This window comes from Variovorax frigidus, assembly GCF_051216515.1.
Lineage (GTDB): Bacteria > Pseudomonadota > Gammaproteobacteria > Burkholderiales > Burkholderiaceae_C > Variovorax.
In genome coordinates, this window is sequence record NZ_JBPJZF010000012.1 from 1 (window position 1) to 17,496 (window position 17,496).

12 protein-coding genes are annotated in these 17,496 nt (G+C 64.4%); 5 read left to right on the forward strand and 7 right to left on the reverse strand.

Translation table 11 applies throughout. The features are described from left to right. A partial coding sequence (locus ACSFBC_RS27420; protein ID WP_435513494.1) for an OmpA family protein occupies positions 1-373 on the forward strand: 373 nt, incomplete at its 5' end. 208 nt (positions 374-581) lie between these two features. On the opposite strand, the gene ACSFBC_RS27425 is transcribed toward ACSFBC_RS27420, so the two are convergent. The 5 genes from ACSFBC_RS27425 to ACSFBC_RS27445 form a co-directional block, all read right to left on the reverse strand. After that, entirely contained in the window at positions 582-1,040 is a 459-nt protein-coding gene (locus ACSFBC_RS27425; RefSeq protein WP_435513495.1) for an outer membrane protein assembly factor BamE domain-containing protein, read from the reverse strand. Between the two features lie 40 nt (positions 1,041-1,080). After that, entirely contained in the window at positions 1,081-2,328 is a 1,248-nt protein-coding gene (locus ACSFBC_RS27430) for a beta-barrel domain-containing protein (protein ID WP_435513496.1), read from the reverse strand. Then, on the reverse strand, positions 2,325-4,499 hold the full coding sequence (locus ACSFBC_RS27435; protein ID WP_435513594.1) for a type I secretion system permease/ATPase: 2,175 nt from the start codon (positions 4,497-4,499) through the stop codon (positions 2,325-2,327). Before ACSFBC_RS27435 ends, ACSFBC_RS27430 begins: the two co-directional genes overlap by 4 nt. Positions 4,500-4,549: 50 nt before the next feature. Next, positions 4,550-5,875, reverse strand: a complete 1,326-nt coding sequence (locus ACSFBC_RS27440; protein WP_435513497.1) for a TolC family outer membrane protein — start codon at positions 5,873-5,875, stop codon at positions 4,550-4,552. Between the two features lie 158 nt (positions 5,876-6,033). Then, entirely contained in the window at positions 6,034-11,793 is a 5,760-nt protein-coding gene (locus ACSFBC_RS27445) for a tandem-95 repeat protein (protein ID WP_435513498.1), read from the reverse strand. Between the two features lie 862 nt (positions 11,794-12,655). Between ACSFBC_RS27445 and ACSFBC_RS27450 the strand changes: the two genes are divergently transcribed. The 4 genes from ACSFBC_RS27450 to ACSFBC_RS27465 all read left to right on the forward strand — a co-directional run bounded on the left by ACSFBC_RS27450 (position 12,656) and on the right by ACSFBC_RS27465 (position 15,198). Then, entirely contained in the window at positions 12,656-13,129 is a 474-nt protein-coding gene (locus ACSFBC_RS27450) for a hypothetical protein (RefSeq protein WP_435513499.1), read from the forward strand. 51 nt (positions 13,130-13,180) lie between these two features. Next, entirely contained in the window at positions 13,181-13,612 is a 432-nt protein-coding gene (locus ACSFBC_RS27455; RefSeq protein WP_435513500.1) for a BLUF domain-containing protein, read from the forward strand. Between the two features lie 311 nt (positions 13,613-13,923). Beyond that, positions 13,924-14,871 carry a Crp/Fnr family transcriptional regulator gene (locus tag ACSFBC_RS27460; protein ID WP_435513501.1) on the forward strand — a complete coding sequence of 316 codons (948 nt, stop codon included), beginning with the start codon at positions 13,924-13,926 and terminating at the stop codon, positions 14,869-14,871. A 102-nt stretch (positions 14,872-14,973) separates the two neighbouring features. Continuing rightward, positions 14,974-15,198 carry a hypothetical protein gene (locus tag ACSFBC_RS27465; protein WP_435513502.1) on the forward strand — a complete coding sequence of 75 codons (225 nt, stop codon included), beginning with the start codon at positions 14,974-14,976 and terminating at the stop codon, positions 15,196-15,198. A 75-nt stretch (positions 15,199-15,273) separates the two neighbouring features. On the opposite strand, the gene ACSFBC_RS27470 is transcribed toward ACSFBC_RS27465, so the two are convergent. Together ACSFBC_RS27470 and ACSFBC_RS27475 are read right to left on the reverse strand one after the other, a co-directional pair. Continuing rightward, entirely contained in the window at positions 15,274-15,492 is a 219-nt protein-coding gene (locus ACSFBC_RS27470; RefSeq protein ID WP_435513503.1) for a hypothetical protein, read from the reverse strand. A 6-nt stretch (positions 15,493-15,498) separates the two neighbouring features. After that, the gene (locus ACSFBC_RS27475; protein WP_435513504.1) at positions 15,499-17,265 is read right to left on the reverse strand and encodes an EAL domain-containing protein; all 1,767 of its coding nucleotides are present in this window, start codon (positions 17,263-17,265) and stop codon (positions 15,499-15,501) included. Positions 17,266-17,496: the final 231 nt, after the last annotated feature.

Genomic DNA, 17,496 nt, shown 5'->3' on the forward strand with positions numbered 1-17,496 from the left:
GAGCTTCTCGGCCGATTCGCTTTTTGCTTTCGACGCGGCAACCCTCCGCCCCGAAGGTCGAAGCGCGCTCGACGGCTTCGTGGCACAACTGGGTGGCCTGCAGTTCGATGCGATCGCTATCGAAGGCCACACCGATCGACTCGGATCTGCCGCCTACAACCAGACGCTTTCGCTGCGTCGCGCCGAGGCGGTCAAGCACTATTTCGTGGCCCAGGGTCGCCTCGCGCCGGAGAAGTTGAGAGTCACAGGAAAGGGCGAGTTGGCACCCGTCACCCGCCCCGAGGATTGCCGAGGCAACACGCCGACCCCGGCACTGATCGCCTGCCTTCAGCCCGATCGTCGCGTCGTGGTCGAGGTCAACGGCCTGCGCTGAGCGATCACATCGTCGACGATCAGGCGTTGTGAGGAACGCGAACTCGGCCACGGTCTCGCCACAGACCAGGCCGTCGCTGCCAACGAACCCGAGCACGCCCGTCTGCACTTGTTAAGACTGCTGCCATCGTGCGCGTTCAGGAGGATCACTTCGCCGGCCCGCGCCCGTCGCAAAGAAGCCTGGAGTGCTCAGTGACCGGGCGTTGCTGCTACGACGCAGACGCGCCCGCTTTGGCAACGAGGTCCGAGCATTGTTTGCGACGCCAGGTCGTTTCGCGCACCGCCTGTCCGCTGTTGTCGAGGACCACCTTGTACTGACATACCAGATAGTTGTTCGACCGCGGCAGCTGGAACTTGAAGTTGTAGTCCCATTCGCGGCCGCGCGGACCATCGGCTTCACGCTGAGGCTGCCCGAGCATGTCGCGAACCTGAGTCGACGCAGAGCCTGCCACGACCTGTTTGAACCTGCCCGGCTGCGACACCACGCCGTCACGCAGGAAGGGTTCCTTGAAGTCGGGGCGGCGTGCCTCGACGTCACGGTAGTCCAGCTTGTTCGGGTTGCTCACGGGGTCAATGGGATTCTCGCGAGCGATTGCGCCCAAGCAGCTTGCAAGCAGCGCCGTGCCTGCAACGAGTTGCGCCAGACGATGGTGTTGATGAATTTTCATGGGAGCTCCTTGTTGAGATAAAAGACGGCCGACACAAGGCCTAGCGTTCGCGAAACGCCTCACGTGCGCGGTTCAGGGGTTTGGTGAGGTAGTCCCACACGGTCTTCCTGCCGGTTCGGATGTCCGCGGTCGTCACCATGCCCGGCACGATGGGAAATCGCTGGCCCGATGCGCTCACCAGCGCGTCGGCTTCGGTGCGGATCATCACGGGGTAATAAACGATCTCGGGCTTCACCTCGTCGCGCTGCGTGTCGGGTGCGATGTTCACCACCTTGCCTGGCAAGGCACCGTAGACTGCATAGTCGTAGGCAGTGATCTTGACGAGTGCATCTTGACCCGGGTGCATGAAAGCGATGTCGCGCGGCGAGATGCGCGCTTCGATCAGCAATTGGTCGTCCAGAGGTACCAGGGTCATCAGCGAACCGTTCGGCGGCACGACACCTCCGATGGTCGTGACTTCCACGTGCTTGACCACGCCGCGCACCGGTGACAGCAGCGTCAGCCGCTCCAGCGTGTCCGCTCGGCCGCGCACCACCGACGAGAGCGACTTCACCTCGGCGTCGGCCTTGGCCAACTCCTCGCGGCTGCGCACCATGTAGCCGGCACGCGCCTCGGCGATCTTGAGCTCGAGGTCGGCGCCCTGGCGCTGCAGCCGAATCAATTCCACCGTGCTGGCAGCGCCGCTGGTCACCAGAGAGCTGGTGATGTCCAGCTCGCGGCGCACCAGCCCTAACGCCTGATTCAGGCCTCCCAGGGTTTCGTTGAGGCTGGAACGGCGCGAGCGAAACAGCGCACTTTCGGCAGCCTGCAATTGCGGCCACTTGCGAAGTTCTTCCGGGAACTGCAGGCTGCTGTGCCCTTCGACCTCGGCCCGCAGCCGTGCGCTGCTGGCCAGCGCAGCGCGATAGCGAGCGGCCGTTTCCTCGACGTTCGATTCGCCGCGCGTGGGGTCGAGCTGGGCGAGCACTGCGCCCTTCTCCACGACTTGGCCTTCGCGCACCCGCAGTTCGGTCAGGATGCCGCCTTCCAGAGACTGGATGCGTTGCTCGCGCGACGTCGGAATCACCTTGCCCATGCCGCTGGAGACCTCATCAATCTCGAAGAACCAGGCCCATGCGAAGAAAGCCGCGAGGAACAGTGCCACCAGCCAGACAACGCGCCCGGATCGGCTGGCGCGCACCTCATCAAAATCGTCCAATGTAGGCATTGTTCCGCGACGTGAAGAACCACTGGCGACCGCCGGGCCAGGTGCCCGGGCGCCGGGCGCCACTTCCACCGGGGCGCTCATGCGACGTCTCCGTCGCGGCGCACCACCGGGGCCGCAGGGCCACCGCGCAGCTTGGCGAGCACGGTCTCGCGCGGCCCGTCGAGCACGATGGCGCCACGATCCACCACCACCACGCGGTCTACCGCGTCCAGCACCGCGGGCCGGTGCGTGGCCACTACCAACGTGCGGCCTTCCGTCAGCGAACGCAGATGCGTGATCACCTCGCGCTCGGCCACTTCGTCCAGCGTGGCGGTCGGCTCGTCGAGCAGCAGCACTCGCGGCCGGCGCACCAGCAACCGGGCCAGCAACAGGCTCTGTCGTTGGCCGCCCGAAAGGCCCAGGCCACCTTCAAGGACCGGATGATCCAGCCCCTTGGACAGTTGCCGCACAAAGGCCCAGGCACCCACGGCCTGCAGCGCGGCCATCAGTTCGTCATCGCTGGCGTGCGGCGCGCCGAGACAGAGATTCTCGCGCAGCGAGCCGTGGAACAGACGCGCGTTCTGCGTCAGCAGTGCCACGTCCCGGCGCACGTCGGCCGGGTCGATGTGGGCGAGTGCCACGTCATCGACCAGCAACGACCCCGACTTCGGCTCCAGCAACCCTGACAGCGCCTGCAGCAGCGTGGATTTGCCGGCCCCATTGCGTCCTAGGACGGCGATGCGCTCGCCGGCTTGGATCTTCAACCCTTTCACGTTCAGGGCAGGCACTTCGCCATCGTGGCTGAACACGGCCTCGCGAAACTCGAAATCGCCCCGCAGGGCCGGGCGATGGATGCGGGTGCCGTCAGGCGCATGATCCACCGGCAGCCGCATGAGTTGGTCCAGCGCTTCGCTGCCCACCTTGGCCTGCTGCCAGCGGTTGAGCACCTGCGTGACGCCAGCCAGCGGGGCCAGCATGCGCGTGGACAGGATCGATGCCGCCACCAATACGCCGGTGCTCATCTCTCCGGCCATCACCAGGGGTGCCCCTACGAAGATCACCACGGCGAAGGCGCTGCCCTGCACCGTCTGCAGCCAGTTGCTGAGCGTGTTGAGCAGCGCGCGCAGCTTCAGGCCCGAATCGGCGTTGACGGCGTTGTAGTGGTTCCACTGGTTTTGGAAGCGCGGCTCGGCTTGCAGCACCTTGATGTCCTCGATGCCCTGTACCGATTCGATCAGCATCGCATTGCGCAGCGACGACTCGCGCATGCTCGCCTGCGCCAGTGCCCGCAGTCGGCGCTGGACCAGCAGACTGGGCACGATCAGCAGCACGAAGGCGACGAGGGGGACGACCACCAGCCAGCCCGCGATGAACCAGAAGATCACGCAGAACAGCAGGAAGAAGGGCATGTCGGCCACAGCAGCCACCGTGGTGGACGTGAGCATCTCTCGCACCGGCTCCAGCTCGCGCACTTGCGAGATGAAGGTGCCGGTGGAACGCGGCCGGGCGGTGTTGCGCACGCGCAGGGCATGGCCGAACACGCGATCGGAAATGCGCAGGTCGGCGCGCTTGCCGAGCACGTCGGTGATGTGCATGCGCGCGCTGCGCATCGACCAAGAGAAGGCGATGGACAGCAGTACGCCGCCGAACAACACGTACAGCGTGGGCAGCGACTGCGCTGGCACGACCCGGTCGTACACCTGCATCGAGAACAGAATGCCGCCCAGCGCCATGAGATTGGCGATGAAGGAAGCCAGCAGGATGTGCGCATAGGGGCGCCAATCGGCCAACACGATGCTGCGCAGCCAGTGCGGCTCGACCGGCTTGATGTAGCTGTCCACGCGCGAGTCGGGCGCCGACTGCGTGGGCCGCAACACGGCCAGCAACTGCACGTGCGGCTGCAGCTCCGCCGCGCTGCGCGTGCTTTCGGCGCCCTCGTCGCCACTGAAGATCAGGCGCAGGCCATCGTTCGTGATGGCCGTGATGACGGCCACCTGGCCGCCATGGAGCTGAACCACCAACGGCAGCCGCCACGGCGTCAAGCCGTCGAGCCGCAGTGTCACGTGGCGCAAGCTCAACCCGGCCTGCCGTGCCATTTGACGCGCGCCCTCCTCAGGGCTCAGGTTGCTGCTCCAGGCCGCCGCCACGCGGATGCGCTCGCGCGAGGCATCGAGGTGGAAGTGCGATGCCACCGTCAGCACGGCCTCCAACCAGCCGGACTGCAGCAGGGCGTGCCGTTGTGGCTGCGACGATCCGCCCGCCCCCGGGGACATCGCAGCCGCCTGCGGCGATACGTCGGCGCCGTTCATCTCCTGCAGTTGCGTCATGGGGCGCTCCCGACCACCAGTGTTTGTGACGGCTCGATGGCGAAAGCGGTGCGAAGCAGGTCGGTCTGGTACAGGCATTCCACGCCCAGCCTGCCCAGCTCGATGAAGCTGTCGGCCTGCTCGAAGCGGGCCGTGTGGTACTCCTGTTCGGCATTCAGCAGATCGAGCAGCGAGCGGGTGCCCAGTTGCAAGTACTGCTGGCGATAGAGATCCCGCGTCGCACGGATGCTCTCGATTCGCGAGCTCAACACCGGCTGGCGTGCGGCATGGCCCGCGGACTGTGCCTGCGCGTCTTGCAAGCTCTGGCGCGCCACCAGCTGAGCCTGCGCCACGGCGGCGTCGGCCGCCGTCAGGGCATACGCAGCCGCACGCTTGCGCGCCTGATTGCCGCCGCCCTCATAGAGCGGCGCCGAGAAGTTCACCGATATCGACGTGGAGACACCGCTCTCACCCGGCAGGCGAGAGCGCGCATCGATACCCCGGCCGACGGCGCCGTCGAGCGACAACGTGGGCAGCAGGTTGGCATCGGCCACGCGCAGGTCGGCCTGCGCGATGGCGCGCTGCGCCTCGGCCAGTTGCACCGCCGGCGGATTCAGCAGGCTTGCGTCGATACCGGCTCGACAAGCGTCGGCAAGCATCGCCGGCGGCTCACCTGCGATGACGACCGGCCTCACCGCGCCGGTCAGTTGCGTGAGCTGGTTGCGCCAGCGCGCGGCCTGCGCCTGCGCGGTCAGCTGCTGAGCGCGCGCCGCGTCCACGCGGGAACTGGCCTGCGCCGTGTCCGAGCGCGAGCTGGCGCCCTTGCGTTCGCGCTCGTTCACCAGATCGGCCAGCGCCTGGACGCCCTTGACCTGATCGTCTGCCACGCGGCCCAAAACCTGCTGACGGTACAGCTCCATCCAGGCGAGCGCGGTCTCGCGCGCCACTTCATCGACGGACAGCAACTCTTGGGCGCGCGCCGTGGCCACGCCGGCCTCGGCCCGGTTCACCGCGCCAGCAACCTTGCCGAAGTCGTAGATCATTTGCGAGACCGTGAGCGAGGACTGGTTCAGCCGGCGACTCTCGTAAGGCGCGATGTCGCGATTGCTCAGCTGCGTGCCCACCCCGCCACGGATTTGAGGGTAATAGCCGGCACGTGCCGCTGCGATGCCTTCGCCGGCCTGAAGCAGCTGACCAGCAGTGGTGCGGATGCGGGGATGCCATTGCACGGCGGCACGCACCGCTGCAGGCAGGCTCGCTCCTGACGCATCAGCCACAGCCGGCTCAGCGCTGGCAGCGGTCATCGTCGGCGGCATGGCAGAAAGCAAGAAGCCTGCAGCCATCGCGAATGAAAGCTTGTGCAAACAGCGCGGCACTCGTCGGCCCCGCTGTTCGCGAAAAAAAAGAAACATCTCACCCTTCGGTTGGGTCTGCGGCGCTGGTTGCGCCGCCATCGGTGTGCGGGACCTGGTTGCGTATGCAACCAAGTCCCGCGCACGGGTCAGGCCACCACCAGGTTCGCGTGATGCAGGTCGTCGTCCAGCGGGTTGACCACCGGAGGGCTGTACGCAACGCTTTCACCGGCCGGGTGTCCGACGCCGCCGCTCGCGCCGGTGACAGTGCTGCCGGGAGGCAGGAACGAGAGAAGCGTGTCCAACGAGGACTCGCCCTGCGGCGCCATCAGCAGTTCGGAGAGCACCGGCTTGTGAGCTTGCGGCTCATCCGCCTGGAAGGCATCGGCATCGAGGTTCGCCAATCCGAGGGATTCGGCAAAAAATGTCCGCGGCTGAAGCTGCATGGCGTCGAATTCGGCCGAATCGGCAGCATTGCTTTGCGGATGGTCCGCGTGCTGCGCAGCGTCCTCGGCACGGGAAGGATCTTCCGCCTGTCCACTCATGCGCGCGACCTCATTGAGGCCCGCATTGACCTGAAATTCCAGAACAGACGTCTTAGCTTCGGCGGCGCCGTCCTTCGCCGTTACCGTCAGCGTCACCTGATGCATCCCGCCGAGTCCATCCGGGACATCGACTTGAAGATTCTCAAAAGACACGACATTCGCCTGTCCATCCACCACGACTGTCCCGCCCTGCACCGTCGCCGAGCCCTGAGTCGACGTGCCGTCTGCGAAGACGTTCGTGTACGTGAGAGTCGTGCCGTCCGGAAGACCTGTCAGCGTCATGGAAAGCGTCTCGGAGCCATCCTGATCCGTCACTGAAGCTTGGACACCCGTCAAGCTGATAGGGTCGCCTGCACCTTGGCCCGTCGTGTGGCCATATCCAAACACCAGCTCATGGAAGCCCTTGCCATCCGCGTCGTCGCCGTCCTGGAAGTCTCCCAAGGCCATATAGCCGTCGGCGAGCGCATTCGTAATGTCGGTCGTGTTGCCGAACAGTTGCACAGCGCTGCCGTCAACATTCACAACGTTGAAGTTGTAGTTGCCCACCCCAGACGCATTGTGCAAATAGAGATCGAAGGTGTAGAAGCCCGACTTCTCGACTGTGAACTGACTGTCCACCCCCGTCGAAGTGCCTTGCCAATTCACGTGTGCCTGCGCAGCGTCGCCGATCACGAGCATGCCGCTGTCGTCGACACTTCCAGAAAACTTGTACGTTTGCCCTGCTTCCAAATACATGAAGCCCGTAATGAGCTTCGCCTGAAGCGTTGGCAACGAAGTACTTTGGAGCGACGTCGTTGTGCCTTGAGTCGCCTCGTTTAGACGATTCGCCACCAGGTAATCGATTGCGCCTTTCAACGTGGCAGCCGACGCGCCGTCTCCCGCATTTTCCGTCAGGTTGTAAACCGTCCCGCCAGCGTTGACCTGTGAGATACCGTTCCAAGCATACGTTGTGAGTTGTGTGCCTGAGATACTGAAATCGGCCTGAGCCGCGATGACCGGAGCGTCGGTCACGGGAGTCACGGCCAAGGTCAACGTGCTGCTCGACGCCGATACCCCGTCCGACACCGTGTACGTTGCCACCGGAACGGGACCGCTGTAGTTCGGCACAGGGATGAAGGTGTAGCCCCCGTCCGCGTTGATCGTCAGGGCGCCTACGTTGGTGATTGACGCTGTTTCGCCGGCCAGGAAAGTGCCCACCACACCTTCCACAGTGAACTGCGTTACGGTGATGGCGCCATTCTCAACGTCGCCGTCATTGGCCAGGACGCCATTCGCCGCCGTTACCGTCAATGGCGTCTCTTCCAGCGTCGTGTTGCTATCGGCCACGACCACCGGAGCGTCATTGACCGGCGTGACGTTGCCAAAGCTGAGCACGGCAGTGTCGGTGAGAGTACCGTCGCTGACCGTGTACGTCGCGCTTGGCACTGCGCCGGTGTAGTTGGGTGCGGGCGTGAAAGTGAATGCACCATTTCCATTGATCACCAGCGTTCCCACGCCCGCGATCGTGGCGGTCTGCCCCGCGTCGTACGAGGAGGTGCCCACTGTGAACTGCGTCACCACCAACGTGGTGCCAGCATCCGGATCGCTGTCATTGCTCAGAACGTTGCCGGTGGCCGGCGTGTCCTCCGTCACAGAAATCGGGCCATCGTTCGAAGCCAGCGGAGCATCGTTGACGGGCGTGACCGACACGGTCACCGTGCTGGTGGTGGTGCCACCCTTCCCATCGTCGACGACGACGGTGAATTCATCCGTGCCGTTGAAATTCGGGTTGGGCGTGTACGTGTAGGTGCCGTCCTCGTTCACCACCACGGTGCCGTTGGTCGGGTCGTTGCCCTTGGTGTAGCTCAGCGCGTCGCCGTCCGCGTCGCTGCCCGTGACTCGGCCTGATACAGGCTCATCTTCGGCGGTCGTGTGGCCATAGTCGCCCGTCGCCGGATCGAAGCTCTGGCCAGGCACGTACCCCGGATCACCCGGCTCCAGCCCTTCGTTGGGATCGCTCGGCACAGGCGCATCGTTGACCGGCGTGACCGTGACCGTCACGGTACTGGTGGACGTGCCGCCCTTCCCGTCATCAACGACAACGGTGAATTCATCCGTGCCGTTGAAATTCGAGTTGGGCGTGTACGTGTAGCTGCCGTCCTCGTTCACCACCACGGTGCCATTGGTCGGATCGTTGCCCTTGGTGTAGCTCAGCACGTCGCCGTCCGCGTCGCTGCCCGTGACTCGGCCCGATACAGGCTCATCTTCGGCGGTCGTGTGACCATAGTCGCCCGTCGCCGGATCAAAGCTCTGGCCAGGCACGTACCCCGGATCGCCCGGATTCAGCCCTTCGTTGGGATCGCTCGGCACCGGGGCGTCATTGACAGGCGTAACGTTGGCAAAGCTCAGCACGGCAGTGTCGGTGAGAGCACCGTCGCTGACCGTGTACGTCGCGCTTGGCACTGCGCCGGTGTAGTTGGGTGCAGGCGTGAAAGTGAATGCACCATTGCCATTGATCACCAGCGTTCCCACGCCCGCGATCGTGGCGATCTGCCCCGCTTCGTACGAGGAGGTGCCCACTGTGAACTGCGTCACCACCAACGTGGTGCCAGTATCCGGATCGCTGTCATTGCTCAGAACGTTGCCGGTGGCCGGCGTGTCCTCCGTCACAGAAATCGGGCCATCGTTCGAAGCCAGCGGAGCATCGTTGACGGGCGTGACCGACACGGTCACCGTGCTGGTGGTGGTGCCACCCTTCCCATCGTCGACGACGACGGTGAATTCATCCGTGCCGTTGAAATTCGAGTTGGGCGTGTACGTGTAGGTGCCGTCCTCGTTCACCACCACGGTGCCATTGGCCGGGTCGTTGCCCTTGGTGTAGCTCAGCGCGTCGCCGTCCGCGTCGCTGCCCGTGACTCGGCCTGATACAGGCTCGTCTTCGGCGGTCGTGTGACCATAGTCGCCCGTCGCCGGATCAAAGCTCTGGCCAGGCACGTACCCCGGATCGCCCGGATCCAGCCCTTCGTTGGGATCGCTCGGCACCGGGGCGTCATTGACAGGCGTAACGTTGCCAAAGCTGAGCACGGCAGTGTCGGTGAGAGCACCGTCGCTGACCGTGTACGTCGCGCTTGGCACTGCGCCGGTGTAGTTGGGTGCAGGCGTGAAAGTGAATGCACCATTGCCATTGATCACCAGCGTTCCCACGCCCGCAATCGTGGCGGTCTGCCCCGCGTCGTACGAGGAGGTGCCCACTGTGAACTGCGTCACCACCAACGTGGTGCCAGCATCCGGATCGCTGTCATTGCTCAGAACGTTGCCGGTGGCCGGCGTGTCCTCCGTCACAGAAATCGGGCCATCGTTCGAAGCCAGCGGAGCATCATTGACGGGCGTGACCGACACGGTCACCGTGCTGGTGGTGGTGCCACCCTTCCCGTCATCAACGACAACGGTGAATTCATCCGTGCCGTTGAAATTCGAGTTGGGCGTGTACGTGTAGGTGCCGTCCTCGTTCACCACCACGGTGCCATTGGTCGGATCGTTGCCCTTGGTGTAGCTCAGCACGTCGCCGTCCGCGTCGCTGCCCGTGACTCGGCCTGATACAGGCTCATCTTCGGCGGTCGTGTGGCCATAGTCGCCCGTCGCTGGATCAAAGCTCTGGCCTGGCACGTACCCCGGATCGCCCGGATCCAGCCCTTCGTTGGGATCGCTCGGCACAGGCGCATCGTTGACCGGCGTGACCGTGACCGTCACGGTACTGGTGGACGTGCCGCCCTTCCCGTCATCAACGACAACGGTGAATTCATCCGTGCCGTTGAAATTCGAGTTGGGCGTGTACGTGTAGCTGCCGTCCTCGTTCACCACCACGGTGCCATTGGCCGGGTCGTTGCCCTTGGTGTAGCTCAGCGCGTCGCCGTCCGCGTCGCTGCCCGTGACTCGGCCTGATACAGGCTTGTCTTCGGCGGTCGTGTGACCATAGTCGCCCGTCGCTGGATCAAAGGTCTGGCCTGGCACGTACCCCGGATCGCCCGGATCCAGCCCTTCGTTGGGATCGCTCGGCACAGGCGCATCGTTGACGGGCGTGACCGTGAGGGTCAGGGTGGACGTGTCGGTGCTGGTCCCGTCCGTGATCGAGTAGCTGATCACTGGGAAGTCGCCGTTCCAGTCCGGCACAGCGACGAAACTGTAGGTCCCGTCTGCGTTGACGGTGATGGTGCCTTGCCCCGGCACCGTATAGGCGGTTCCGAGAGTGAAGGGGCCGGTGAGGCCGGCCAGGCTGAACCCTGTGACCGTGAGAGGTCCATCCACGCTCGAACTGCCCGTCAGCAGTGAGCCACTGATCGCTCCGCCGTCTTCGGGCACGGAGACGACTTCGTCGGCGTCTGCGAAGCCATCGGCAACTGGCGTGACGGTGATCGGCACCGTCACGGTGGTGCTGCCGCCATTGCCGTCGTTCACGGTCACGGTGAAGCTGTCGCCGCCATGGTAGTCGGGGTCGGGCGTGTAGGTGTAGTCGCCGGTCGCCGGATCCAGTGTCAACGTCCCGTGCGAAGGCGGCGTTCCGACGGCAAAGCTGACCGTGTCCCCATCGGCGTCTTCCGCGGTGACCTTGCCGCTGACCGGCTCGTCTTCGGGCGTGGTCACCGGCGGTGCGCTGGCGACAGGATCGTCGTTGGTCACGGTGACGGGCACGGAAATGGTCGCGGTGCCGCCCTTTCCGTCGTCGACGGTGACCTCGAAGCTGTCGGTGCCGACATACCCGGGGCGGGCCGTGTACACGAATTCGCCGGTGCGCGGATCGATCACCACCTCGCCGTTGGCAGGCACCTTGCTGACGCTGAAGGTGACGGCATCGCCGTCGGGATCGCGGGCGTCGACGCGGCCTTGGCCAGTGCTGCCGACACGCACCTCCAGCGAATTCGCGTTCGCGGAGGGGCTGTTGTTGACCGGGGCCGGGGGCGGCGCACTGCCGCCGCCGCCGCCGCCGCCGCCACCGGCCGCGGCGCCAAGCCCCAGCACGGCCAGTCCGGCAATCAACCAGCCGGGCAAACCGTCCGTCACAGGCAAGGCCGGCACGGCGTCGAGCCATTCGATCTCGGTGAAGTGGAACTGCGTCCATGGCGATGTGTACTGGCCCCACCACATGACACCGGACTCGTCCTCGAGCACCAGATCATTGCGTCCGTTGTCCGGATACACGGAGAAGAAACCGCGAAGCACGGTGACACTGCCGTCTTGAAGAACTAGCGCGAGGTCGGCCCCGCGGCGCTCGAAGCGACTCACGTTCTCGGGGGCGATTCGAAGATGAACGATGGAGGGCTGGTCCAGCGAAAGAGTCTCTACCGTTGCGTCGGCGACTTCGCCACCATGCTTGCGAACAACTTTCATTACTTCATTCCTAAGGCTGAAAAACGCGATGGGAATCCGTGCACATTGCGCGGATGCACTAAACACAGCTAAGTGATCAATGAATCATACAAAATGTGTCTTGCGTTTCCTCGAATTAAATGAGGCATAAAGTTTTAGAAAAACGAGATTCACGAAGGAAAAGTTAATAATTACTAATTAACGATTGTTAAAAGTGATTCTTAGGTATTCATTCGACTTAACGACTCTTCAGATCGATCTTCGGGCAGCCTTGGGATGGCCGGCGACGCCTTTCCAGTGCTGTGCCCGATGCGTCTGGGAGTCACGGCCAAAGCATGTGAAAGGGCTGGAAAGCACATTGAAGCGGCCAAGGGCAACCTTCGCGGCCAGTGAGCTCAGCCATGGGCTTGCCCTCACGCGTTTGAGCTATCGCCTCAGAGGGCGGCGCGACTGGGGCTCCCGGAAACTCAGCGTGTGACCAAATTCACAAAACTTGCGAGTACACACTCTCGACGGTGAAGATCGTTGATCTACCCTGAGTTACTTTTCCGTACAAAAGGGTACACCTTGGGTTCTTACCTACCGATGAACAGATCGAACGGAAATTCAATGAACTTCGGTACACACAGCGAAGCTGAGTGGCACACCGCCACCGATCAGTACGCGGACGCGCTGCGAAGAATGTCTGCCGGCGATCATGGTGCGCGGGAAGCACTTCTTGAGGCGTACAAGCGTCTTCAAACTGTGGGTCTACCGGTCGCCCCACCGGCCGCCCACCCGTACCGAGAAACCGCTCTTGGCAGTGCGAGGCGCTGGTAGTCAGCCGATTGCCAGACCCGCACAGTGCCCAGTCGAGGTCAGCCGGCGGGATGCAGAATGTGAAATGACCGCACCATCCTCCGCCTCCCTTTCTCCGGACCACCTCGCCGTTTTGCGCGTCGTCGCCCGCATGGATTTATCACACGGCGCAGCCATCAGCCAGAGCCTGGGGCGCCCGGCCTCCGAAGGTCTGGCGGTACTGCGCGCGGAAGGCTATGTTCGGGAAGTTGCCAGCCCACGAAAAGACGGCACGCCGAACCACTTGCACACGATCACGGCCAAGGGGCTCGACGCGCTGCAAAGTCAGGGCGATGAGAGCATCTCCGCTCCCGGCCCGACGACCGGCCCAAGGCCTCCTCTCCACCGCGAAACTTACACCGGCACCGAGATGCACCCCTTTACGGGCCGCGCGGGCTCGATGGACGCGCTGAAATATCCCAGCCGTGTAGGCAACCAGCTTCGCTATCGAGACGATCCCATTGCACCCGCTGGTGCAGACCCGAAGCCTGAGACCGCACTGCCCTCCAAGCGGCGCTGAAGCCAATCACAGGCAGGCATCCGGCGATCACAAGGCGATACCATCCGGCGGATGTCAGAAACTCTGCCCTTCTATCGATTGATCTACACAAGCCGTGTGAACGAACCGATCGACCTCGGCGCCCTGCTGAGACAGGCGCAGAAAAACAATCCTTCACTTGGAATCACGGGTGGTCTCGCGGTACTGGAGGGTGTTTTCCTTCAGTATCTCGAGGGCAAAGAGGATGCTGTCGAATCATTGTTTGCTCGCATCCTTCCCGATCAGCGCCACGCCCATGTGAAGGTCTTGGAGCGCAGAGCCGTACCGCGAAGAATGTTCAGCGACTGGTCAATGGCCATGCTGGATTGGACAGAGAGTGCGAAACATATCTTCCTCAGTTTCTCTCCAGGACTCGGCTTGAATCTGTACGACACGGATCCGACCACGGCGGCGCCGCTGTTCCGAGCTTGGGCTGCCACTGAGGACTGGCGCCGGATCCACTGAGTGCCGACACACCCGGGCGCACCCCAGCGCGGGCGTTGTCAGTAAAGAAATCGCGCTTCTCCAAAACCCGCTTGTCGCAAGGCAACGCGGGTTTTTTATCGCCTCGCAGGATCAGATCGCGAGACGGCGTGGCCGGTCGGGCACACCATCTTTGTGATCTGGGACACAAACGAGAAACATTCTTTGTGCAACAAAATGAAATAGTTCCTACTATCCATTTCTCTTTCACTGCTCGCCGTTTCGAGCGCCATCGCCGATGAATTCCACCTCTTTTCAGATGCATGACCTGTGCAGAGGCAGGCGCCAGGGGCATGGGCCGCAGTCTTGAATCGGCGGGCGGCGGCGTTCCACCGCAGGCTCGTCGGTACGAAGCGAGACAGCCCCGTTGCACCGATCGAGGATCCACCTCTCCTGACCAGGCGTTCGGGACAGGTGTCGAAAAAGAAGGCGCCGCTCGAAAAAAAGAACGAAAGCTTGTCACCGGAACGCGCACTGCCGCAAGACGCATGTACCTGCACCCACTGACTTCCTGCCTGCCCCAGTTCGAGCGAGACGATCTGAAAAAAGTCGTGGATGTCCGATCCTACAAACGCAACCAGTATCTGCTGACCAGCGGGCAAAGCTCGCAGAGCATCTTCTGTGTCGCCACCGGTCTGCTGCGGGTGGCCTTGCAAGGCCGGGGGAACCATGAGGAAGTCACCACGGACTTCATTCGCCCGGACGAGTTCTTCCTGCCGCCATCCCTTCGCCATGACGAATTCAAGAGCCCTGCCACCGTCATCGCGGCCTTGCCGACCGTTGTCTATGCCATCCCGCTCGGGCATGTCCGCATGCTGTGCGCCAAGTATCCCGACCTGCTGATCGGCCTGCTGGAGCACGAATCGCGACGCATCGGCATCCTGCGCACGCAGTTGCGCCGCGTCACCACCTCCTCGGTCGAGAAACTCGTGAGTCGGGTGCTGCATGAACTGACGCAGCTGGCCCCGTCCGAGAACGGCGGTTACGACAAGCGCATCACGCAGGCCCTGATCGCGTCGTACGCCGGCATCTCGCGCGAGATGGTGAACAAGACCATGAAGGACCTGGAGAACCGCGGCCTCGTCACCAAGGACGAGCAGGGCGTTCGTGTGCCGCCCAGCTTCGCATCGACCGACTTCGGCAGCGCGCTGCCGGTGGCTTCGGCCCCCGCGAAGAAGACGCCGCCGCCGGTCGAGCCGGGCTTCGAGATCGATTTTCTGAAGAAGCAGCGCAAGGACTGACGATGACCATCGCCCTGCCCTGCCTGCCGCAGCCCCTCATTTTTCTCCCGTGCCGCACGGCGTGCGCACGCTTCGTTTGAATCGCATGAGGCTTGTTGAAGCATGAAGATCCTGAAGGCAGGGTGCGCCTGCCGCCCACCGTCGCTCGAACGCCTGGAACGCAGCCCCTGGATGCGTCTTCTGCCGGGCCTGAGGGCCTACCACTGTGCGAGCTGTGGCGAGAGCTTCCTGGCCTCCAAGCGAGAGGTCACGGACATCATCGTCGCCCACCGTCAGCAGGTGTTCACCCGCCGGCACGCGCCCGCCACCGCTTCGCGTGCCGAGTAGCCGGCACCGACCCGCAAGCGCTGCCGCGCCCACGCTGGAACGACATGCCTCGACTTGTGCCTGGCGCCTGCGTGCTTAACGGTCTCGCTGCATGCCGCGCAGCGCCGGTATGGCAATGTAGTCGGCGCATTCGACCTGCGCGGTCTGCAGGTGGTCGCAGACGCAGGAGGCATCGATCATGGACAGCACATAGGAGCTGAAGGTGCGAGTGCTCTGAATCACCTGTGCGCCATCGGCGCTGCGCAGGACCCATGACCATTGGCCTCCCGCCGTGCGAATGCCGAGCAGCTGCATGCCGTCTCACCCTGCCTCGTGGTCGAAAACGGGTCGCGGCTGCAAGGGCGGCACGCCATGTCGCCGGCCTGCCATCGCACCGTGGGGTTCAGGGGTGCCAGGGCCCCTTTGCGCGGAAGCGCCCCCGTTCTGCTGTGCGATGAACGCACGCAACGCATCCACCGACGCAGGCCGGCCGAACAGCCAGCCCTGTGCGAACTGGACACCGCTGCCGATCAGGAAATCGGCCTGCGCCTGCGTCTCGACGCCCTCCGCCACCATCTCCAGCTCCAGCGACCGGGCCAGTCCGATGATGGCGATCGCCACTTCCGACGCCTGGCCGGCCTGCGTCGCGGACTGCACGAAGCGCCGGTCGATCTTCAGCAGATCCACCTCGATGCTGGCCAGCGTGCCGAGGTTGGCGTAACCGGTGCCGAAGTCGTCGATGGCCACCCGGAAGCCCAGTGCGCGAATCCGGTCGATGATCTGGCTCACGTTCTCTTCGAAACTGGTCTCGGTGATCTCGATCCAGAAACTCGCGGCGGGCAAGCCCGTGACCCGCAGCAAGCCGGTGAGCAGTTCCACCGCCTCGGTGGACCGCAGGTCCATGGCCGAGAAATTGATGCTCACGTGCAGCGCCGGATGGGTACGAAGGAGTTCGGCCATGTCCAATGCCACGAGCTGGACGATGCGGCGCGTCACCAGCGGCATGATGCCGGCGCGCTCGGCCGCGACGATGAAACGCTGGGGCGGCACCAGGCCACCGCCGTGACGCCAGCGCACCAGCGCTTCGGCGCCGATGCAGCGCCCGGTGCGAAGATCGACGATCGGCTGGTATTCCATGAAGACGCGGTCGGTGTGGAGCGCGCGGGCCAGCGACGCGGCGACCGAGCTGAAGCTCCGGTACGACACGAACAGCAGCAGCGAGAGCGCCAGGCCCAGCACCGCGCCCAGCGGCAACAACGAGGCCCGGGCGTCGTCGATGTTGGCCTTCACCCGGGCAGCAGGCAGGTCGATGAACGCGACGTACTCCGAGTTCGGGGAAGCACTGAGTCCCAGCAGCCGATGGCCGTCGAAGGCGGCGGACGCGCCGCTGTGTTCGAGGGCCTTGAGCACACCGATGTCGTAGGACCCCCGGCTGAAGAGCATCGGCCCACCATCCCTGACGTAGGCACCCAGGGACGCATCCTGCAGCGTGGCCAGGATCGTCGTGGCCACGCTGCGGTGCACGAACACGGCGAGGTTGGCGTTGGACAGCACGAAATACTCGGCACCGTCGACGGTCGGCATCGTCACGCGCCGGTGCACCCGCCGGGTGCCACGGCGGATCACGTCGTCGGCCGGTCCCAGCAGCAGCCCGTCCGCCTCGGGACCGAAGGTCGAGCACAGGATGCGATCACCGCCCGGATTCACGCGCGCGATGGCGCCGATGTAGCTGTAGCGCGCCTGGACGGCCTGCAGCCGCGGAACGTCGGCGCTGTCGCAGTGCGTGGGACTTCCGATGCCGCGGCTGCCGCGCGCCATGGCTTCGTCGATCTGCGCGCCGATGGCCTCGACGCCACCGAGCACGCCGGCGGCGAATTCGGCCGCGCGCCGCTCCGCGCGCTGCAGGCCCTGCCGCGATGCCAGCCAGGCGGAGCCCCAGACGCAGGCCAGGAAGAGGGCCAGGCAGGCCATGAAGAGCGGCGCGGGCGCCGCGTGCCGCAGGCGTGACCACGCCGCTGCGAACATGCGCGAGGCAGTGGGCCGGGCCGGCCGGCCCGCGTCATGCATCGGGATCGAGACCGATGGCATGGTTCAGGGGGGCGAAGGGGTAAATGGACATGAGGGGCCGCGGTCGTGGTTGCAACGGCGCGTCGCAGGGAGAGGCGGCAGCGGCGAGCGATCCTTCGTCGGATGGCGTCGTGGCTCGCACGCGCGGCAGCCTCATCTTTCGCCGCAAGTTCAAGGAGATGCGCCAAGCGCGAAGCGCCCGGCCACGACGGTGGCTGGGCGCGCTGGCGTGAACGGTCGGGCGGGGCGGCA